The following is a 20896-nucleotide window of genomic DNA, read 5'->3' as shown; positions in this document are numbered from 1 at the left end:
CGACAACAGCCTTCTACAAGAGCCCGGCGATGACTGATCTGTCCCGAATCCAAGGGCCTGCGAGCGCAGCGATTCCGACGCTGGAAGCGCGCTTCTACAGGCCGCCGCTGCCTGACGGCTACGTGCTGCGACCGCGCTTGTGCGAACGTTTGAGCGCCGGGTTGGAGGGGCGATTGCTGCTGGTCAGCGCGCCGGCCGGGTTCGGCAAAAGCTCGTTGGCGGTCGAGTTCTGCCAGGCCCTGCCGACGCATTGGCAAAGTCTGTGGCTGGGGTTGAGCCCACGGGACAGCGACCCTGGTCGATTTCTTGAGCGCCTGCTCGACGGTTTGCAGCAATACTTCCCGCAGCTCGGTGCCCAGTCCCTCGGCCTGCTGAAAATGCGCCAACGCCATCAGCCCTTTGCTTTCGAGGAGTGGCTGGATGGTTTGCTGGATGAGCTGACGGGCTACCTGTCCACGCAGACGCCTTTATTGCTGGTACTGGATGACTACCACTTGGCCCAGGGGCCGGTGCTGGATCGTTGCCTGCAATTCTTCCTCAATCATTTGCCTGACGGCCTGGTGGTGTTGGTCACCAGTCGCCAGCGTCCGGATTGGCACCTGGCGCGATTGCGCTTGTCACGGCACCTGCTGGAATTGCATGAACAGGACTTGCGCCTGACTCATGACGAGTCCCTGGCAGTGCTGGACCGCCATAGCAGCTCATTGCGCGGTGAGGCCCTGGATAACCTGATTCGCCGCAGCGAAGGTTGGGTCGCCGGCCTGCGTTTCTGGCTGCTGGCGGCGTCCGAAGCCGGCAACGAAGGTGCGCTGCCGCAAAGCCTGCACGGCGGGGAAGGGCTGATCCGGGATTACCTGCTGGAGGAGGTCATCGACTGCCTGCCGGTGGAGGTGCAAGCATTTTTGTATGACACGGCGCCTCAGGATCGTTTTTGCAGCGAGCTATGCGATGCCGTACGCGAAGCCCATGACAGTGGTGAAATCCTGCGCTACCTGCTGGCTCATCAAGTCTTCCTGGTGCCTTTGGACGAGCAGGGGCATTGGTATCGCTACCACCATCTGTTTTCCGACCTGCTGCGTACGCGTCGCGCCAAGAGCGCCACATTGCCCTTGGCCAGCCTTCACCTGCGCGCCTGCCGGTGGTTCAACGCCCAGGGCCTGATCGATGAGGCGGTCGAGCAGGCACTGCGGGCCGGCCATCTCGATGTGGCGGCGAACCTGGTGCAAAACCTGTCTGAAGAGCAACTGCTGGCCGAGCAGAACGTGGGCATGCTGCTGCGCTGGAAGATGGACTTGCCCGACAGCCTGTTGATCAGCACGCCACGCTTGATCGTGTTGTATAGCTGGGCCTTGGGCCTGGCCTGCCAACTGGACGCGGCCGAAGAGTTATCCAGCTACCTCAGCCGCTTCCTGCCGGCGCCGTCAGCGACCGCACAGAAATCCATGCTCGCCCAATGGTTGGCGCTGAGCGGCATCATTGCCCGTGGCCGCGGAGATCGCGAATCGACTCAACGTTATTGCAGCGAGGCGTTGGAAAGCCTGCCGCACAAGCGCTACGGCCAGCGCCTGATGTGCCTGTCGACCCTCTCCAACCTGGCCATCGTCGATGCCGACCTATGGCGTGCCCGGGGCTTGAATCGAGAGTCCCTGGAGCTTGCGCAACGCGTCGGCAACCCCCTGTTTGAAGCACTGGCTCATTACGACCGGGCGCGGGTACTGCAGGCGCGTGGCGAGATCTTGCGCTCGCTCGATGAAGTGCGCCAGGGCTTGCAGCGCCTGCATGACCTGGCGCCACAACGGTTGTATGCCGTGCGTGCGCGGCTGTCGTTGTATGAAGGTTACCTGCTGCTGGTGCGTTTCCAGCCCGAAGCCGGCCTCGCACGGTTGCGTGCCGGGCTGGCGGAAGCCCGTGCCTGTCGGGATATCAGCGTATTGATCGGGCATTGCGTGATCGCCAACTTCGAAGGGCGACGTGGGGATTTCCCCAAGGCGTTTGCCGAGCTGGCCGAGGCCGAGCGCCTGATGCATATCTGGGATGTTCCACCCATCTACTATCTGGCGATGATCACGCTGATCAAATGTGAGCTGTGGCTGATCCAGGGGCGCACTGACCTGGCCGATGCCTGGCTGACCCGCCTGGGGCAGACCTACAACGGCGAGCACGCGGCCGCAGCGCCGGAGTTTCATCCACACTTGCCGCAACATATCGAGCTGCAGCAGGCCGCGCTGGACGCAACGCGCCATCAATCCGAGGCTTCACTGCGACGGCTTGAAGCGTTGGCGCAGCAAGCTCATAACGATGGGCGCCAGATGATCGCGCTGATGGCGCTGACCCAGCAGGCGCACTTGTTACTGGAGTGCGGCCAGGAAGCCAAGGCCCGGTCCATCCTCGTCCAAGCCTTGGAAGCCGGAGCGGGCGGTGCGCTGCAACCGTTCCAGCGCTTGCTGGAAAACTACCCGGACTGGATGCGCGAACAACTTGGCAGGGACCCCCATGGCCTGTTGAACCAGAGTTTGCTGGCGCTGCTTCCCGTGGTGGTGCCGGCCGGAACTTCGCCTGCTCACGAAACCCTGAGCGCCCGAGAGCGGGCGGTCCTGCAATTGATCGCGCAGGGGTGTTCGAATCAGGAAATCAGCAATCAGCTGTTTATTTCACTGCACACCGTCAAGACCCACGCCAGCCACATCAACAGCAAACTGGGGGTCGAGCGGCGTACTCAGGCGGTGGCACGGGCGCAGGAGTTGGGGTTGATTGGTTAGCGCTTCGCCCCGTGTATGCAAGGATGCGCCGGTTCAGTTTTTCACCGGTTTGTTGCGCCGGCAGCGCTGCGAGCAGTAAAGCACTTCATTCCAGCAACGGGCCCACTTTTTTCGCCAGGTAAAGGAGAGGCCGCAAGACACGCAGGTTTTCACCGGCAGCTCACTCTTTTTCAAAATGACTCACCTTCATCCAGCCGGGTCAGCAGACTCTGCCCCCGTTGCCAGAGCGCCTGCTGCTTGGCCTCCGTTAGGCGGTCGAGGTTTTTATACACCATGCCCATGCGGTGATTACCGCGCAGAAGGTCAGCGTGACGCATGAGAAAGTGCCAATAGAGCGCATTGAAAGGGCAAGCATCTTCTGTGGTGCTTTCACTGACCTTGTAGGCACAGGTACGACAGTAGTCAGACATGCGTTTGATGTACTGACCGCTCGCACAGTAAGGTTTGGAGCCCAGATACCCACCGTCGGCGTGCATCACCATGCCCAGGGTGTTTGGCAGCTCGACCCATTCGAATGCATCCATGTAGATCGCCAGGTACCACTCGCATATCTGGGGCGGAGCGATACCGGCCAAGAGGGCAAAATTGCCTGTCACCATCAACCGTTGAATGTGATGAGCGTAGGCGTGCTCCAGGCTTTGGTTGATGGCTTGGCGCATGCAGTTCATCCGGGTAGCGCCTGTCCAGTAGAACTCCGGCAGTGATCTTGTATTGCCGAACGCATTACCGTCGGCGTAGTCAGGCATCCTCAGCCAGTAGACCCCCCTGACGTACTCCCGCCACCCGATCAGTTGGCGAATAAAGCCTTCTGCGGCATTCAGCGCGATGTTGCCCGACCAATAGGCGGCCTCGACATCGCTGCACAGTTGGCGAACATCCAGCAGGCCGATATTGAGCGCGGCACTGATACGGGCATGGAACAGAAAGGGCTCATCACTGGCCATTGCGTCCTGATAGTCACCGAAGGCCGCCAGCCCCCAATCGAGGAAGTAATCCCAGAGAGCCTGCGCATCTGCATGACTGACCGGGTAGTCGAAGTGGGCCAGGGTGCCGTAGTGGCTGGAAAAGTGTTCAGCCACCAGCGCAAGGACTTCCTGGGTGAGCGCGTCGGGCGGGAAGCGGGCCGGCGCAGGCGGCCGCACTCCTTTGGGTAGGGGCTTGCGGTTGTCCGCATCAAAATTCCACGCACCGCCTACCGGGCTGCCGTCACCGTTGAGCAGTATCCTGTTTTTGCGGCGCATTTCTCGATAGAAAAACTCCATGCGCAGCTGTTTTTTGTCTGCGGCCCAATGGGCGAATTCGGCACGACTGCAGAGAAATCGACTATCGCGATGCCACTCAATCGCCAAGCCACACGTACGGATTGACTGTTCCAGGCGCCAATCGCCACATTCGGTGATGTGCAGTTCATCGGGCTGCAACAGTGACTGCCAGCGCTGTAGCTCACTCGGCACCGAGCCAGTGTTCTGCGGGTCATCGAGGGTAACGTAGTGGATCTGCGTTCCAGCTTGCCTCAATGCCTCGGCGAAGTGGCGCATGGCGCTGAAGACCAGGGCGATCTTCTGCGGGTGGTGAGGGACGTGGCGGGCCTCTTCCATCACTTCGACGAGTAGTACGCTATCGCGCTCTTTATCCAGGCCCTGCAGCGAGGCCAGGTCGAAAGACAATTGATCGCCCAGAACCAGGCATAGGCGGCGATGTGCAGTCATCGAGCAGTTTCCAGTGATGGAGAAACGTATAGGGTGCAGGCATGCCAGAGCCGTGGTGAGAGGGCGCGCGGATGCCTGGCTGCTCACTTATACTTGTACAATAAAGGCAATTTGTACAATTTTTTAGGCGGGACGTGCAGTGATTTTTCGCAGGGCGAACCGCTCACTCAGTGAGCGGAAGTTCTACGAGGAAAGTAGTGCCTTGCGTTGCGTCAGAAGTGACATCGATTGAGCCCTTATGGGCGGTCACGATTTCTGACGCGATAAACAGGCCCAGGCCCAACCCTTCGGTAGGCCCGTTTTCGGTGGTAGAGCGCTGAGAAAAACGCCCCATGGGGTTGAAGATAAACGGTAGGGCCTCCTCAGGTATCGGTTCGCCGCTGTTGTGGACGCTGAATACCGCGACGCCCTCGGTGACCGACAATTGCACGGTTATGGGAAGCTGGATATTCCCGTGATTCACCGCGTTGCTGATGATGTTTGAAAAGACCTGCTCCAATCGCGGGCCGTCAAACCTGCCGGGAACCGCAGTGCGTGCGACAAACAGCACGTTGGCTTCAGGATGAAATGCCTGGATTTCTTCCACCACTCTGCGGCACAGCGGTAAAAGGTCCAGGTCTGTCTTGGTGACGGGAATACCGGGCCCCATGTGGCAGCATGTCAGATCCAGCAAATCGCCAACAATACGGCTCGCCCGGGTAACGCTGGTATGTATCTGGGTCGCGACTTTGGCATCCCGCGCCCCGAGACCCTCGGAATGTTTGAGAATGTCGCTGCCCAGTAAAATCGCCCCGAGCGGGGTGCGCAAATCGTGGCCGAGAACGCCCAGGAAAATATTGCGCGACACATCAACGGCTCGGGAGTAACTGGCGATAGACTCCGCGAGAGCCTGGTCAATCGCTTCGTGGAATCGGGTCATATCATCAATATTCAGTGACGTGCCATTTTTTACCTGGCTCATCCACTGCCTGAGCACGCTCGCCCTGAGGGCGCGATATTCAGAAACCATTTGATCGATGGTGAAGCCCGCCAGTAAGCGAGCCACTGCATGGGTTTCAGCGGCGGTTTCGTGCTCTTCCACCGGCCCCAGGCCATGCGACTTATCAATTTGCTCTTGTGCGGTCTGTGCGGTTCGCAGGTCGGCGACGATCGCCCGCAGCATTTGCTCTGCATGGTCGCGCAATGCACTGCGGTCGAGATCCGTGCCGGGTGTCTCGATCGTTCTCGCGAAATCTTCCCAGGCCTGCAAGATGGGCTCGAGGTTTTCTAGAATGAAATCCGGCAGGCGCATGTCGGTGTCCTGATCAGGTCCGTTATAGACGGACTGAAGCAAAATTGCGTAGGTGGGAGCAAGGTGGTGAGCCAGTTTAGGAGGTTCTCCAGTGGATTTCAAAGCGCGACCAAGCCGGCTTTACCCGATATAGGGCCCGATATAGGGAGCGAGCATCACGCGTTTTGACGCTTGCCCTGAGCCGTCGTGCTGAGAGGCTGTTCTATAGGCCCGCTGTCAACAATCTCAGCCTTTTCTCGACGGCGCTGTCGAAATGGTTGGACAGCAACTCACAACGCTCCGCCGGGAGGCCGGCACAGCAGGTTATTCCCAGGACGAACCCTTCGGCCTTCGCTCCGGTTTTTACCGCGAAAATCATCGAGCCTGCCCGCTCTATATCGTAAAAAAGCCTATCGGCCTGACGCTTGATGGCATCAGGCAAGTCATCTGTGTATGGGTTCATGACCTACTCCACATGCTTACTTCTGCAATCTGGTCCGACGCATGAGCGCTGCACCTCATGCAATAAATGACCGTGGGTCGATTGAGATGTTCGTAATTTCTGGCCTTGGCGAGCGCTTGGGATCAAACGGCGTTTGAGCGTGTTGCTATCTGCAATAGACGGCAGGTCCATTCGGGCAAGGTGCATGAATTCAAATTGCCACTAATCTAAATAACCTATTGAAATATAAGGGGTTTAAATTTTTTGTAAGGTGGCACGGCAAATGCGATAGCACTAGGGAGATAGCCGCCAAAGAACGGCTGAACCCTTCCGTGATAGCCATAGTGAGATAGAAAAATGAATGCCATCGACCTTCTCAAAGCCGACCACGAAAAAGTCAAAGCCATCCTGACCCAACTGAGTGAATCGACTGAGCGTGGGGTGAAGAAGCGCACTGAGCTGCTGGATAAATTAGAGATGGAAGTGTCCATCCACACCCAGTTGGAAGAGCAGATTCTCTATCCCGCCTTCAAGGCCGCCGGTGGGAAAGACGAGGCCGAGATGTACTATGAAGCAAAAGAGGAGCACCGCACGGTTGATTCTCTGGTTCTTCCCGACCTGAAAGCAACTGATCCTACCTCCCCGGAATTCGCAGGGCGGGTGAAGGTGGTCAAGGAACTGCTCGAACATCACATCGAAGAAGAGGAAACAGAGATGTTTCCCAAGGCCAAGAAGCTTCTGGGCAAAGCCGAGCTTGAAAAGCTGGGTGAACAGATGCTGGCCATGAAGTCATCGTTGAAAAAGAGTTACGTGTCTCAAAAAGTTGCAGCCTGACCCAATAGGCTTTAACTGCGCCTGTAGAGAGGTGAGCCCGACTCCATGTCGGGCTCATTTTTTTTGCCCCTCGGAATCGGCCTTTGAACGGTTGCGCTTGGGTTGACTCAGCCTCGCTTTCTAATTGCGGTGTGACTGTTCCTGGATACCCAGTGGCTACTTTCCGGCGACATTTGCAGAGAAATCGACAATCGCCGTTCAGCAATCGTCTGCTAGGGTTTGAGTGTGCTCGGCCGTTGTAGAGCACGGCGCCCGCCGGGCATGGAATTTTTACCGTTTGTCGTGTTCCAAGCTCGGCACAGGTCCATTGCCAATGTCCTCTGCATCACAGAATGCAAAAGTAGGAGCTTCCTTCATGTTTACTCCGCGTCGTCTGCTTGTTGTCGCTACCGCCGTAGCCTTGTTGTCCGGCTGCGCTTCACCTAATCCTTATGACGGCAGCAGCCAGGGACAGGCAGGTAATGAGTCCGGCGGTATGAGCAAGACCGCCAAGTACGGTGGCCTGGGTGCCCTGGCCGGCGCATTGGCAGGTGCGGCCATCGACCATAACAACCGTGGCAAGGGCGCACTGATCGGTGCGGCTGTTGCCGGTATTGGTGCTGCGGGTTACGGCTACTACGCCGACCAGCAGGAAAAGAAACTGCGTGAAAGCATGGCGAACACTGGGGTTGAAGTTCAGCGCCAGGGTGATCAGATCAAGCTGATCATGCCGGGTAACATCACTTTCGCCACCAACTCTGATGCCATCGCCAGCAGCTTCTACCAGCCGCTGAACAATCTGGCCAACTCCCTCAAGCAGTTCAACCAGAACACAATCCAGATTGTCGGCTACACCGACAGTACCGGCAGCCGCCAGTTGAACATGGACCTGTCCCAGCGTCGTGCGCAGAGCGTAGCGAACTACCTCACTTCCCAAGGCGTCAGCCCTGCCAACCTGAGCGCCCGCGGTGCCGGCCCGGATAATCCGATTGCCAGCAACGCCGACGTGAATGGCCGCGCCCAGAATCGTCGTGTAGAGGTCAACCTCGGTCCGATTCCTGGCCAGCAATACGGCCAGCCTGGTCAGCAGCAACAGGCACCACAACAGAACAACCAGTTCCAGGGTAACCCGTACCAGCAGTACCAATAAACACGGGCGACAAGCGACAAAAAAGGGCGCCGTGCAGTCAATGCACGGCGCCCTTTTTCATGGCTGTGGGTTACATCAATCGATGTATTCGAACACCTTCACGATCTTTTGCACACCCGACACGCCTTGCACGAGGTTGGCTGCACGCGCGGCTTCCGTCTGGGTCAGCAGGCCCATCAGGTAGACGATGCCGTTATCGGTGACGACCTTGATGCGCGAGCCGGGAATCGCGCTGTCGGTCAGCATCTGCGTCTTGATCTTGGTGGTCAGCAGGGCATCGTTGCTGATGGCCAGCAGGGTGATCGGGTCCATCACTTGCAGTTCGTTGTTAACCTTCTTGACGCGCTGGACACTCGAAGCGGCTTGTTCAGCCAGGGCCTTGAGGTCGGCACGCGGGGTTTGCCCGGCCAGCAATACCACGCCGTTGAAGCTGGTCACGACGATGCGCGAAGCACCGTTGCCCAGGTCCGGTGCGGCCTTGGCAATGTTGACCTCGACCTTGGTTTCGATCAGCGAGTCGTCGATCTTGCTGCCGAAGGTACGAGTGCCCTTATCGTCCTGAATGGGGGTGTCACGTGTTGCGGTGATTGCCGTGCTGCAGCCGCTGATGGCAAGGCACAGCGTAATGCCCAAAAGGCTGAGGCGTTTAACGGTCATTCTTCACTCCCGAACAGTTGGCTGTCGATCAGATCGCACAGGCAGTGGATCGCCAGCAGGTGGACTTCCTGAATGCGTGCAGTGACATTGGCCGGGACGCGGATCTCCACGTCCTCGGGCAGCAACAGCGAGGCCATGCCGCCGCCGTCGCGGCCGGTCAATGCTACGACAATCATTTCGCGATCATGTGCGGCCTGGATCGCTTGAATAATATTCGCCGAGTTGCCGCTGGTGGAAATCGCCAGCAGCACATCGCCTGGTTGGCCCAGGGCGCGGATCTGCTTGGAGAAGATCTCGTTGTAGCTGTAATCGTTGGCAATCGAGGTGATCGTCGACGAGTCGGTGGTCAGGGCGATGGCCGGCAAGCTCGGGCGCTCACGTTCGAAGCGGTTGAGCAGCTCGGAGGAGAAGTGTTGGGCGTCACCGGCCGAACCGCCGTTACCGCACGAAAGCATTTTGCCTTCGTTGAGCAAGGCGTTGACCATGACCTGACTGGCTTGCTCGATGTGCGGTGCAAGTACGTCCATCGCCTGTTGCTTGGTGTCGATGCTGGCCTGGAAAAGCTGGCGAATTCGGGATTGCATGTCCATCTGTGTGACCTTAAGTGGCGCGGCTGATCGGCACGAAAATGTGCAGCCCGCAATGCAAAGAGCAAAAGTGTGTGATGAAGGTGTCCGGTGAATCAGCTGTCGAAGGCATCTTTGAGCCAATTCAGATCAGCTGGGCCTAACGGTGTGCTTTCTATGGCAACCACATCGAAACGGCAGGGAGAGTCAGCCCAGCGATCCTCTGTTTGCAGGAAAAACTGCGCGGCGAGTATCAGCTTCTGACGCTTGCGCCCGTCGATACTGGCGAGCGCACCACCCCATTGTGCGTGTTTTCTGTAGCGGACTTCGACGAATACTACTGTATCGCCGTCAAGCATGACCAGATCAAGCTCGCCGCGTTTACACAACCAGTTTTGCGCCAGCAGGCGCAAACCTTGTCGTTGCAGATACTGGAGAGCTTGCAGTTCGGCATCCTTGCCGCTTTGCGCGCTGGACCGCTCGGGCATCAGCGCGGGGTGTCCGGCAGGCGCTGGATGTCGCCACCGACAAACTTCGCCCAAGGCATCTGACGGTCGACACGCTGGTTGGCGCTGACGCCCAGGCTGCCCGAAAGCCCGTCAACCCGAGTGTCGGGCAGCGCCTTGAGCTGGCCCAGGCGCGGTGCCAGACGGTAGGCATCGACACCCATTGCGTACAGGCGACCGAGGCTGCCATTGGCCTGTGGCCATTGTGCGGCGACCTGATTGCGCAGTGGGTCGGTGCTGTTGAGCAACCATGGGGTCTCGCAGAACATGACGTTGGTCATGTCCAGGTACTGGTTCTTGTCGCCGCTGGCACTGAACACGTGGGAGGTTGCGTAAACCGGCACATCACCGGCGTACTGGAAGTTCAGGGTGGGTTTGATCTGCTGGGCCAGCTGCGGGGTAACGGCCAGGAAGATGAACTCGATATCCTGGCGACGCGATGGCTGGGCGGCAACGTCGGTACCGACGGTGCTTTGCAGGCTCTTGGCGCGACCTTCGCTTTTACGCAGCTGGAACAGGTCTGCGATCTGTTGGGCGAGGGCGACGGGCTGGTCGACGTACTCAACACCGACGACGGTGCCGCCATTGGCTTCCCAATCCTGGCGGAAGGCCTTGTAGACGCGCTCGCCCCATTCGCCACGAGGAACCATGGCGGCGGCACGGTGCAGGCCATCGGCGCGAGCACGGCGCGATACTTCGCGGGCTTCATCTTCAGCCGCCAGCCCAAACTGGAACAGTTGGGCCGGGTTGTGTTCAGCCTCGCTGTAGTTCAGTGCCAGGGTAGTGATCGGCAATTGCGGACGTGCGCTGAGTTGTTTGACCAGCGGTTTCTCCAGTGGGCCAACCACCAATTGCACGCCGGCGGCCTGGGCCTTTGCGTAGAAGTCGTCAAGCGAGGTCAGGCGCGAGCTGTCATAGAACTCGATCACCGGCGGCTTCTGCCCGGCCTGTTCGGCCTGGTAGTGCGCGGCCATGAAACCTTCACGCAGCGCTTTGCCGACTGAGGCCAGTTGGCCTTCCTGCGGCAACAGCAGGGCGATCTTGTTCAGGGGCTGGCTGGCCAGTTCCTTGAGCTTGGTCAGCGGCAACGGCAGTTGCACCGCCGCCGGATGCCCCGGGTTCTGCGCACGCCAGGTATCGATAGCGGCTTGCTGCTGCTCCAGGGTGCCGGCGCCCTTGACCGCCTGGGCCAGTGTGATCCAGCCGTCCAATACCGGGTTGCCGCTGGCTTGCAACTGATCGGCGGGCAGCGCGGCAATCAGCGCCCAGATCGCTTCGTGGTTGCTCTTGGCGGCGTCGCCGCTGAGCAGCGGGGCCATGGCGACGCGTTCGCGAGCGGCAGCCAGGGTCTGGCCATCGGCTTCATAAGCGCGGGCATGTACGGTGCCGGTTCGGATCTGCTGGTCTGTCGGCAGATCCTTCAGGCTTTGCAGGCTCGGGTGGTTGAGCGCTGCCAATGCAGCCTTGGGCTGATTGCGGGCCATGGCCAACTCAGCGGCCAGGGTGCTGGCAAATACTTGTGCGGCCGGTTTCAGGACATCCAGCGGCACCTGCGCAAGAATCTGCGACGAGCGGCCAGGGTTGTTCTGGTGGAACGCCAGGTCAGCCGCACTAAGGCGCAGCAGCGCGGCCTTTTCTGGCGTCTTGGCGGTAGTTGCCTGTTCGAGCAGTTGCTCGATACTGGCATCCGGGGTCCGGGGCAGGTCGCCAAGGCTGGACGAGGGCGAGCTGGCACAAGCGGCCAGGAGGGCAGCGAGGCAGAGGGCGGAGAGCAGCCGCAGGCAAGCGATCATGTAAGTGTTCCTGATACCGATCAAATTAGCGTGGAATTGTACCCAAGCACTGGCTCAGGCGCGATGTTACTGGCGTGAAAGCGTCGATTTAGGTCGTGCAAATGTTGCAATCGCTCGTCGATGGCTGAAAAAGCATCCATCGTGATGGCGTATTTTCGAAGCGCCTACGCGCTACACTATGGCTTTTGCCAACCATCGAGGTGTGCGTTTTGACTGCTCCAGGTCCTTTGAATTCCACTGCTGGCTCGCTTTTTGTGGTGGCGACGCCCATTGGCAATCTGGACGACATCAGTGCCCGGGCGCTGAAGGTGTTGCGCGAAGTCAAGCTGATCGCGGCGGAAGACACGCGTCACTCCCAGCGGTTGATGCAGCATTTTGGTATCAGCACGCCATTAGCGGCGTGCCATGAACACAACGAGCGCGAAGAAGGCAGCCGCTTCATCACCCGTCTGCTGGCAGGGGACGACGTGGCGCTGATCTCCGACGCGGGCACGCCGCTGATTTCCGACCCGGGCTACCATCTGGTACGTCAGGCGCGTGCCGCAGGTATCAATGTAGTGCCTGTTCCGGGTGCGTGCGCGCTGATCGCCGCATTATCTGCCGCCGGCTTGCCGTCGGACCGTTTTATCTTCGAAGGCTTTTTGCCGGCCAAGGCGGTTGGGCGGCGTGCGCGCCTTCAAGCCTTGAAGGAAGAACCGCGTACCTTGATCTTCTATGAGGCTCCGCATCGCATCCTGGAATGCCTGGAAGATATGGAGTTGGTGTTTGGCGGTGAGCGCCTGGCGCTGCTGGCCCGTGAGCTGACCAAGACCTTCGAGACCCTCAAGGGGCTGCCGCTGGAGGCATTGCGTGCCTTTGTCGAGGGTGACAGCAACCAGCAGCGTGGCGAGTGCGTGGTGTTGGTGGCCGGCTGGAGCGCGCCGGAAAACGAAGACGCGGTCGGCAGTGATGCGATGCGCATCCTGGATTTACTGCTCAAGGAAATGCCTCTCAAGCGCGCTGCGGCCCTGGCGGCGGAAATTACCGGCCTGCGTAAGAATGTGTTGTATCAAGTTGCGCTGGATAAACAGAAAGCTGAATAGTTCCGGGGGTGAACCTGTATTTCGTCTGAACGTGATGGCCATTCTGAACTTTTATTACTTGTCCTGAGGCCGTCGTGCCGTTAACCTGCGCGGCGGAGAGTCGATTGGACAGTCGCTGCCCTCTATGAAAATTAGGGGGGGGAGGAAAGTCCGGGCTCCATAGGGCGAAGTGCCAGGTAATGCCTGGGAGGCGTGAGCCTACGGAAAGTGCCACAGAAAATAACCGCCTAAGCACTTCGGTGCCGGTAAGGGTGAAAAGGTGCGGTAAGAGCGCACCGCACGACTGGCAACAGTTCGTGGCTAGGTAAACCCCACTTGGAGCAAGACCAAATAGGGTCCCAAGGCGTGGCCCGCGCTGGGACCGGGTAGGTTGCTAAAGATGTCCAGTGATGGCCATCGTAGACGAATGACTGTTCAAGACAGAACCCGGCTTATAGATCGACTCTCCACCTTTTTTCCTTCTGTCCGGATCTCGGGCAGAAAACCGGTAGTAACGCAAGACTCCCTCCCTGCCGAATCATTGGCAGATGCATCTTCGTAATACCAAAAAAATCTTACTCTTAATAAATCACTTTAACTTTAAGCCATAGCTCCATGAGCTATTTGCGGTTGTTGAGTCAAAAACATCGCCAAACTCTCGTTTCTCCTCCTTTTGCGCTCCTAAATCTCCGTTCTGTAAGGCTTTTCCTTGAATCCGCGCCTTGACGGTGTGGTGGGCGCATTCCTATAGTGTGCGCAAGTGGCGGAAAGTGGCACAAAGTGGGTTTTTTGAACGTAAAACGCTAAAATTTGGAGAAACGCAACTGTGTTTCGCGGAGCCAACGCTATCAGTCTCGATGCAAAAGGCCGTCTCGCCATGCCGAGCCGGTATCGTGACGAGCTCATTTCGCGAAGTTCAGGCCAGTTAATCATCACGATTGATGCTGTTGACCCTTGTTTATGTGTTTACCCCCTCGATGAGTGGGAGTTGATTGAAACCAAGTTGCGCGCTCTGCCTTCATTGCGTGAAGAAAACCGTCGCCTGCAGCGTTTGCTGATTGGTAATGCCGTCGACCTCGAACTGGATGGCAGCGGTCGTTTCCTGGTGCCTCCGCGTCTGCGCGAATACGCCAAGCTCGACAAGCGCGCAATGCTGGTGGGCCAACTGAACAAGTTCCAATTGTGGGACGAAGATGCCTGGGATGCTGTTTCTGCAGCTGACCTGGCGGCTATTCAACAACCGGGCGCCATGCCTGATGAACTGCGTGATTTGATCCTGTGACTATTGATAGCGGCTTTAACCACATCACCGTACTGCTTGACGAAGCCGTCGAGGCTCTCGCCGTACGCGCGGATGGCTGCTATGTGGATGGCACCTTCGGCAGGGGCGGGCATAGCCGCTTGATACTCAGCCAGCTCGGATCTGACGGCAAACTCCTCGGATTCGACAAAGACCCTCAAGCGATTGCCACCGGGCAAGCGCTAGCGGCCGAAGACGGCCGCTTTGTCGTTGTGCAGCGTAGCTTTGCCGAGTTGGGTGCCGAAGTGGCCGAACGCGGCATGGCAGGCAAGGTGGCCGGGGTTTTGCTCGATCTGGGCGTGTCCTCGCCACAACTCGACGACCCGGAGCGCGGCTTCAGCTTCATGAACGACGGCCCCCTCGATATGCGCATGGACCCTACCCGGGGCGTCAGTGCCGCGCAGTTCATCGCCACGGCGCCGGTGGAAGAAATCGCCCGTGTGTTCAAGGAATATGGTGAAGAACGTTTCGCCGGCCGCATGGCTCGCGCCGTGGTCGAGCGCCGCGAGATCCGGCCGTTCGAACGTACCGCCGACCTGGCCGAAGTGCTGAAGGTCGCCAACCCTGCTTGGGAAAAAGGTAAAAATCCGGCCACCCGTGCGTTCCAGGGCCTGCGTATTCACGTCAATAACGAACTGGGTGACTTGGAAGCCGGCCTTGAAGCCGCGCTGGATGCACTCGAAGTGGGGGGGCGCCTGGTGGTGATCAGCTTCCACTCCCTGGAAGACCGCATCGTCAAACTGTTCATGCGTCGCCTGGTCAAGGGCGAGACGGATAACCTGCCGCGCAACCTGCCGGTGCGTTTCGAAGCCTTTGTGCCGAAAATCAAGATCCATGGCAAAGCGCAGTTCGCTTCCGAAGCTGAACTCAAGGCCAACCCGCGTGCCCGTAGTGCCGTCATGCGTGTTGCGGAGAAGTTACGGTGAGCAAGCTTTTCGCCAAGCCCCTCCCGGGCGGTAGCTTCTTTATGTTGCTGCTGTTTATCGGCGTGCTGGTGTCCGCGATCGCGGTGTCCTACAGCGCCCACTGGAACCGCCAGTTGCTCAATACCCTGTACGGGGAATTGAGCGTGCGCGACAAGGCTCAAGCGGAGTGGGGTCGGTTGATTCTCGAGCAAAGCACCTGGACCGCCCACAGCCGTATCGAGGTGCTGGCCACCGAGCAGCTGAAAATGCACATTCCGGGCGCGGCCGAAGTCCGCATGGTGGCGCCATGATGAAGCTCGAAGGCGCACTCTACCCATGGCGCTTCCGCGTGGTGCTCGGCTTGCTGGCGCTGATGGTGGGCGCAATCGCCTGGCGCATCATCGACCTGCAGGTCGTCGACCGTGACTTCCTGATTGGTCAGGGCGATGCCCGTAGCCTGCGTCATATCCCGATCCCGGCGCACCGTGGCCTGATCACCGACCGCAACGGCGAGCCTCTGGCCGTCAGTACCCCGGTGACGACCCTGTGGGCCAACGCCAAGGAACTGCAGACCGCCAAGGAAAAATGGCCGGAACTCGCAGCCGCCCTGGGCCAGGATCCGAAAGCCCTGGCTGAGCGTCTGGAAGCCCAGGCCAATAAAGAATTCATCTACCTGGTTCGCGGGCTCACCCCTGAGCAGGGCCAGCAAGTGCTCGACCTTAAAGTCCCCGGTGTCTACGGCATCGAGGAGTTTCGTCGTTTCTACCCAGCCGGTGAAACCACCGCGCATATGGTCGGCTTCACCGATATCGACGACCACGGTCGCGAAGGTGTCGAGCTGGCCTACGATGAATGGCTGGCCGGGGTTCCCGGCAAGCGACAGGTCATCAAGGACCGGCGCGGCAGGCTGATCAAGGATGTCCAGGTCACCAAGAACGCCAAGGCTGGCAAGCCCTTGGCGTTGTCGATTGACCTGCGTCTGCAATACCTGGCCAACCGTGAACTGCGTAACGCGATCATAGAGAACGGCGCCAAGGCCGGTAGCCTGGTTATCATGGACGTGAAGACCGGCGAAATCCTCGCCATGGTCAACCAGCCGACCTACAACCCGAACAACCGTCGCAACCTGCAACCGGCGATGATGCGTAACCGCGCCATGATCGACGTGTTCGAGCCGGGTTCGACCATGAAAGCCATCTCCATGAGTGCCGCCCTCGAAACCGGGCGCTGGAAGCCGAGCGACAAAGTCGAGGTTTACCCAGGCACCTTGCAGTTGGGCAAATACACCATTCGTGACGTGTCCCGTACCGAAGGTCCGGTGCTGGATTTGACCGGTATTCTGATCAACTCCAGTAACGTGGGCATGAGTAAGGTCGCCTTCGATATCGGCGGCGAAACCATCTACCACCTGGCCCAGAAGATCGGCTTGGGCCAACCCACCGGCCTGGATTTCCCGGGCGAGCGCGTGGGCAACCTGCCGAACTACCGCGACTGGAAAAAAGCCGAGACCGCCACACTGTCCTATGGCTACGGCCTGTCGGTAACGGCGATCCAGCTGGCGCACGCTTTCTCGGTATTGGCCAATAACGGTCGCATGGTTCCTTTGAGCCTGATCCATGTCGACGAAGCGCCGAAAGCTACCCAGGTCATCCCGGAAAAAGTCGCCAAGACCATGCAAGGCATGCTGCAACAAGTGATCGAAGCCCCGCGTGGCGTATTCCGTGCCCAGGTGCCGGCCTATCACGTGGCAGGCAAGTCCGGTACGGCGCGTAAAACGTCGGTGGGTACCAAGGGCTATGCCGAAAACTCCTACCGCTCACTGTTCGCTGGCTTCGGTCCGATGAGTGATCCGCGCTACGCCATCGTCGTAGTGATTGATGAACCGAGTAAAGCCGGCTACTTCGGTGGCCTGGTATCGGCGCCGGTGTTCAGCAAAGTCATGTCCGGCACCCTACGTCTGATGAACATCACGCCGGACAATCTGCCGCCGACCCAACAAGCGAATGCCGGACCTCCGGCTGCCGCTGCAAAAGCCAATGGAGGGCGCGGCTGATGTCTCTTAGCCTGAACAAGATTTTCGCCCACGCCGGTCACGACCTGTTGATTCGCGAGCTGAGCCTGGACAGCCGTAGCGTACGCGCCGGGGACCTGTTCCTGGCGGTGCCTGGTGGCAAATTCGATGGTCGCGAGCATATCGCCGATGCGCTGCAGCGCGGCGCTGCGGCCGTGGCTTATGAAGTGGAAGGCGCCACCGTGTTGCCGATCACCGATGTCCCGTTGATTCCGGTCAAGGGCTTGGCGGCGCAATTGTCCGATATCGCCGGGCGTTTCTATGGCGACCCGAGTCGCCAGCTGAACCTGGTGGGCGTGACCGGTACCAATGGCAAGACCAGCGTGACCCAGCTGGTCGCACAAGCGCTTGACCTGCTGGGCCAGCACTGCGGCATTGTCGGTACACTGGGCACCGGTTTTTATGGCGCACTGCAAAGCGGCCTGCACACCACGCCGAACCCGATCGCCGTGCAAGCCACCCTGGCCGACCTGAAAAAAGCCGGTGCCACGGCGGTGGCCATGGAAGTGTCTTCCCATGGCCTGCACCAGGGCCGCGTTGCGGCGCTGGCCTTTGATGTGGCGGTGATGACCAACCTGTCCCGCGATCACCTGGACTACCACGGCACCATGGAGGCCTACGCTGCTGAAAAGGCCAAGCTGTTTGCCTGGAATGACTTGAAGTGCCGCGTGGTGAACCTGGATGACGCGTTCGGTCGTCAGCTGGCGGCCCAGGAGGGTGAGTCGCGCCTGATCAGCTACAGCCTGGAAGACGCCAGTGCGTACCTGTATTGCCGCGAAGCCCAGTTCAATGATGAAGGCGTGCTCGCCACGCTGGTGACGCCACAAGGCGAGCACCATTTACGCAGCAGCCTGTTGGGGCGTTTCAACCTGAGTAACGTCCTCGCCGCCATCGGCGCGTTGCTCGGCCTGGATTACGCCCTCGACGAAATCCTGAAAGTCCTGCCGAAGCTGGAAGGCCCGGTCGGTCGTATGCAGCGCCTGGGTGGCGGTTCGCAGCCGTTGGTGGTGGTCGATTATGCCCACACGCCGGACGCCCTCGAAAAAGTCCTGGTGGCGCTGCGCCCACACGCCAAGGGCAAATTGCTCTGCCTGTTCGGCTGCGGCGGTGATCGTGATCGGGGCAAGCGTCCGTTGATGGCCGAGATTGTCGAGCGCCTGGCCGACGGCGTGCTCGTGACCGACGACAACCCGCGCAGCGAAAACCCGAGCCAGATTTTCGACGACATCCGTGCTGGTTTCAAAGACGCTTCCAAGGCCACGTTCGTTGCCGGTCGTGGTGCAGCCATTGCCCAGTTGATCGCCAGCGCCGGCGCTGAAGACGTGGTGCTGCTGGCCGGTAAAGGCCATGAGGACTACCAGGAAATCAACGGCGAACGCCATGCCTTCTCCGATCTGGTCGAGGCCGATCATGCCTTGACCGCCTGGGAGGTTGCCCATGCTTAAAGCGATGAAGTTCAGCGAGCTGGCCCAAGCCCTTTCGGCCCGCGTATTGTCGAGCGACTGTAGCTTCGACGGCGTCAGTATCGACAGCCGTAATATCAAGCCGGGCCAGCTGTTTGTGGCTTTGGCCGGCCCGCGCTTTGACGGGCACGATTACCTGAACGACGTTGCCGCCAAAGGTGCAGTCGGGGCTCTGGTGCAACGTGAAGTTGCGGACTGCGCCTTGCCGCAGTTGCTGGTCGCCGATACCCGCCTGGCCCTCGGTCAACTGGGTGCGCTGAACCGCGCCGCCTTTGACAAGCCTGTCGCGGCCATCACCGGCTCCAGCGGCAAGACTACGGTCAAGGAGCTGCTTGCCGGTGTGTTGCGCACGCGTGGGCCGGTGCTCGCTACCCGTGGCAACCTGAACAATGATTTCGGCGCTCCGCTGACCCTGCTCGAACTGGCCCCGGAACACACTGCGGCAGTGATCGAACTGGGCGCTTCGCGCATCGGCGAAATCGCCTACACCGTGGCGCTGACCAAGCCTCACGTGGCGATCATCAGCAACGCCGGTACCGCGCACGTCGGTGAGTTCGGCGGCCCGCAGAAGATCGTCGAGGCCAAGGGTGAAATCCTTGAGGGCCTCGATGCATCCGGCACTGCGGTTTTGAATCTCGACGACAAGGCCTTCGAGACCTGGCGCGTACGTGCTGCCGGTCGCAAGGTGCTGACTTTTGCCGTACTGAATGCCGCCGCTGATTTCCACGCCTCCGATATCTCTGTCGACGCCCGTGGCTGCCCGTCGTTCACCCTGCATACCCCGCAGGGCAGTGAGCGGGTGCAACTGAATCTGCTCGGCAACCATAACGTCGCCAATGCCCTGGCCGCCGCCGCCGCCGCGTACGCCCTGGGTGTGTCGTTGTTCGGTATCGCGACCGGCCTGGGCGCCGTGCAGCCGGTCAAGGGGCGCACCGTGGCGCAGTTGGCAAGCAACGGTATGCGCGTCATTGATGACACTTACAATGCCAACCCATCTTCCATCAATGCCGCCGTGGATCTGCTCAAAGGCTTCGACGGGCGCAAGGTGCTGGTGTTGGGCGATATCGGCGAATTGGGCGATTGGGCTGAACAAGGCCACCGCGAAGTCGGCGCGTATGCCGCCGGCAAAGTCGATGCGCTTTACGCCGTCGGCGCGAACATGGCGCACGCCGTCAACGCCTTTGGCGCAGGCGCGCGGCACTTCGCGACCCAGGCCGAATTGATCCAGGCGCTGACAGCGGCTGAACAAGACAAACACACCACTATTTTGATCAAGGGATCGCGCAGCGCGGTGATGGAAAACGTCGTCGCGGCCTTGTGTGGCTCAAGTACGGAGAAACATTAATGCTGCTGCTGCTGGCTGAGTATCTGCAACAGTTCTACAAAGGCTTCGCGGTCTTTCAGTACCTGACCCTGCGCGGGATTCTGGGTGTGCTGACCGCGCTGTCTCTGTCGCTGTTCCTGGGGCCATGGATGATCCGTACCCTGCAGAACCTGCAAATTGGTCAATCGGTTCGCAATGACGGCCCGCAGTCGCACCTGTCCAAGTCCGGCACCCCGACCATGGGCGGTGCATTGATCCTGTCGTCCATCGGTATCAGCACCTTGCTGTGGGCCGACCTGCACAACCGCTATGTGTGGGTGGTGTTGCTGGTGACCCTGTTGTTCGGCGCCATTGGCTGGGTGGACGACTACCGCAAAGTGATCGAGAAAAACTCCAAGGGGCTGCCAAGCCGCTGGAAGTATTTCTGGCAATCGGTGTTCGGGCTCGCCGCTGCGATTTTCCTCTACACCACCGCGCCAAGCGCGGTCGAGACCACCCTGATCATCCCGATGCTCAAGGACGCCAGTATTCCCCTCGGCATTGGTTTCGTGGTGCTGACCTACTTCGTGATCGTCGGCTCCAGCAACGCGGTGAACCTGACCGACGGCCTTGATGGCCTGGCGATCATGCCGACGGTGATGGTGGGCGGCGCGCTCGGCATCTTCTGCTACCTGTCGGGTAACGTGAAATTCGCTGAATACCTGCTGATTCCCTACGTACCGGGCGCGGGTGAGCTGATCGTGTTCTGCGGCGCGCTGATCGGCGCCGGCCTGGGGTTCCTGTGGTTCAACACCTACCCGGCCCAAGTGTTCATGGGCGACGTCGGCGCACTCGCGCTGGGCGCGGCCCTGGGTACCATCGCGGTGATCGTTCGCCAGGAAATCGTGCTGTTCATCATGGGCGGTGTGTTCGTGATGGAAACCCTGTCGGTGGTCATCCAGGTGGCTTCCTTCAAATTGACCGGGCGTCGTGTGTTCCGCATGGCGCCGATTCATCACCACTTTGAACTCAAGGGCTGGCCCGAGCCACGCGTGATTGTCCGTTTCTGGATCATCACCGTGGTTCTCGTGCTGATCGGCCTTGCCACCCTGAAACTGAGGTAGAAAC

General features: G+C 59.6%; 19 protein-coding genes and 1 other RNA gene. 12 read left to right on the top strand and 8 right to left on the bottom strand.

Going from position 1 to position 20896, the window contains the following annotated elements; translation table 11 throughout:
• The first annotated feature begins 29 nt into the window (after window positions 1-29).
• Complete coding sequence (locus DK870_RS06105) at window positions 30-2759, top strand: LuxR C-terminal-related transcriptional regulator (protein ID WP_161548256.1); 2730 nt, start codon at window positions 30-32, stop codon at window positions 2757-2759.
• Window positions 2760-2792: 33 nt separating this feature from the next.
• On the opposite strand, the gene DK870_RS06100 is transcribed toward DK870_RS06105, so the two are convergent.
• The 4 genes from DK870_RS06100 to DK870_RS06085 form a co-directional block, all read right to left on the bottom strand.
• On the bottom strand, window positions 2793-2933 hold the full coding sequence (locus DK870_RS06100) for a DUF2256 domain-containing protein (protein WP_081086983.1): 141 nt from the start codon (window positions 2931-2933) through the stop codon (window positions 2793-2795).
• Complete coding sequence (locus DK870_RS06095) at window positions 2930-4468, bottom strand: cryptochrome/photolyase family protein (RefSeq protein WP_161548255.1); 1539 nt, start codon at window positions 4466-4468, stop codon at window positions 2930-2932. Before DK870_RS06095 ends, DK870_RS06100 begins: the two co-directional genes overlap by 4 nt.
• 163 nt (window positions 4469-4631) lie before the next feature.
• Window positions 4632-5759 (bottom strand): sensor histidine kinase, encoded by a 1128-nt coding sequence (locus DK870_RS06090; protein ID WP_161548254.1) that lies wholly within the window; start codon window positions 5757-5759, stop codon window positions 4632-4634.
• 202 nt (window positions 5760-5961) lie between these two features.
• Complete coding sequence (locus DK870_RS06085) at window positions 5962-6201, bottom strand: hypothetical protein (RefSeq protein ID WP_060753924.1); 240 nt, start codon at window positions 6199-6201, stop codon at window positions 5962-5964.
• Between the two features lie 336 nt (window positions 6202-6537).
• On the opposite strand from DK870_RS06085, the gene DK870_RS06080 reads away from it, so the two are divergent.
• Window positions 6538-7014 carry a hemerythrin domain-containing protein gene (locus DK870_RS06080; protein WP_090366704.1) on the top strand — a complete coding sequence of 159 codons (477 nt, stop codon included), beginning with the start codon at window positions 6538-6540 and terminating at the stop codon, window positions 7012-7014.
• 355 nt (window positions 7015-7369) lie between these two features.
• Window positions 7370-8143: an OmpA family protein gene (locus DK870_RS06075; RefSeq protein WP_060753922.1), complete on the top strand. Its 774-nt coding sequence runs from the start codon at window positions 7370-7372 to the stop codon at window positions 8141-8143.
• 75 nt (window positions 8144-8218) lie between these two features.
• On the opposite strand, the gene DK870_RS06070 is transcribed toward DK870_RS06075, so the two are convergent.
• From DK870_RS06070 to DK870_RS06055, 4 genes are all read right to left on the bottom strand, one after another.
• Complete coding sequence (locus DK870_RS06070) at window positions 8219-8800, bottom strand: BON domain-containing protein (protein ID WP_060753921.1); 582 nt, start codon at window positions 8798-8800, stop codon at window positions 8219-8221.
• Entirely contained in the window at window positions 8797-9390 is a 594-nt protein-coding gene (locus DK870_RS06065) for a phosphoheptose isomerase (RefSeq protein ID WP_007904374.1), read from the bottom strand. The genes DK870_RS06070 and DK870_RS06065 overlap by 4 nt, the downstream gene beginning before the upstream one ends.
• A gap of 92 nt (window positions 9391-9482) precedes the next feature.
• Window positions 9483-9854 carry a YraN family protein gene (locus DK870_RS06060; protein WP_060753920.1) on the bottom strand — a complete coding sequence of 124 codons (372 nt, stop codon included), beginning with the start codon at window positions 9852-9854 and terminating at the stop codon, window positions 9483-9485.
• Window positions 9854-11665, bottom strand: coding sequence for a penicillin-binding protein activator (locus DK870_RS06055; protein WP_161548253.1), 1812 nt, complete (start codon window positions 11663-11665; stop codon window positions 9854-9856). Before DK870_RS06055 ends, DK870_RS06060 begins: the two co-directional genes overlap by 1 nt.
• Before the next feature lie 209 nt (window positions 11666-11874).
• On the opposite strand from DK870_RS06055, the gene rsmI reads away from it, so the two are divergent.
• The 9 genes from rsmI to mraY all read left to right on the top strand — a co-directional run bounded on the left by rsmI (window position 11875) and on the right by mraY (window position 20892).
• Window positions 11875-12747 carry a 16S rRNA (cytidine(1402)-2'-O)-methyltransferase gene (gene rsmI, locus DK870_RS06050; RefSeq protein WP_060753918.1) on the top strand — a complete coding sequence of 291 codons (873 nt, stop codon included), beginning with the start codon at window positions 11875-11877 and terminating at the stop codon, window positions 12745-12747.
• 96 nt (window positions 12748-12843) lie between these two features.
• Window positions 12844-13197: RNase P RNA component class A (gene rnpB / locus DK870_RS06045), an RNA gene on the top strand.
• 355 nt (window positions 13198-13552) lie between these two features.
• Window positions 13553-14008 carry a division/cell wall cluster transcriptional repressor MraZ gene (gene mraZ / locus DK870_RS06040; RefSeq protein ID WP_003171868.1) on the top strand — a complete coding sequence of 152 codons (456 nt, stop codon included), beginning with the start codon at window positions 13553-13555 and terminating at the stop codon, window positions 14006-14008.
• Window positions 14005-14952, top strand: coding sequence for a 16S rRNA (cytosine(1402)-N(4))-methyltransferase RsmH (gene rsmH / locus DK870_RS06035; protein ID WP_161548252.1), 948 nt, complete (start codon window positions 14005-14007; stop codon window positions 14950-14952). Before mraZ ends, rsmH begins: the two co-directional genes overlap by 4 nt.
• Complete coding sequence (ftsL, locus tag DK870_RS06030; protein ID WP_003171871.1) at window positions 14949-15242, top strand: cell division protein FtsL; 294 nt, start codon at window positions 14949-14951, stop codon at window positions 15240-15242. The genes rsmH and ftsL overlap by 4 nt, the downstream gene beginning before the upstream one ends.
• Window positions 15242-16984 (top strand): penicillin-binding protein 2, encoded by a 1743-nt coding sequence (locus tag DK870_RS06025; protein ID WP_178126862.1) that lies wholly within the window; start codon window positions 15242-15244, stop codon window positions 16982-16984. Before ftsL ends, DK870_RS06025 begins: the two co-directional genes overlap by 1 nt.
• Window positions 16984-18447 carry a UDP-N-acetylmuramoyl-L-alanyl-D-glutamate--2,6-diaminopimelate ligase gene (locus tag DK870_RS06020; protein WP_161548251.1) on the top strand — a complete coding sequence of 488 codons (1464 nt, stop codon included), beginning with the start codon at window positions 16984-16986 and terminating at the stop codon, window positions 18445-18447. Before DK870_RS06025 ends, DK870_RS06020 begins: the two co-directional genes overlap by 1 nt.
• Window positions 18440-19810: a UDP-N-acetylmuramoyl-tripeptide--D-alanyl-D-alanine ligase gene (gene murF, locus DK870_RS06015; protein ID WP_161548250.1), complete on the top strand. Its 1371-nt coding sequence runs from the start codon at window positions 18440-18442 to the stop codon at window positions 19808-19810. Before DK870_RS06020 ends, murF begins: the two co-directional genes overlap by 8 nt.
• A complete protein-coding gene (gene mraY / locus DK870_RS06010) occupies window positions 19810-20892 on the top strand; it encodes a phospho-N-acetylmuramoyl-pentapeptide-transferase (protein WP_161548249.1) in 1083 nt (360 codons plus the stop codon). The genes murF and mraY overlap by 1 nt, the downstream gene beginning before the upstream one ends.
• Window positions 20893-20896 lie beyond the last annotated feature (4 nt).

Origin of the sequence: Pseudomonas sp. Q1 (genome assembly GCF_009935975.1) — a bacterium.
GTDB classification, from domain to species: Bacteria; Pseudomonadota; Gammaproteobacteria; order Pseudomonadales; family Pseudomonadaceae; genus Aquipseudomonas; species Aquipseudomonas palleroniana.
This window is presented reverse-complemented; position numbering and strand designations above follow the sequence as displayed.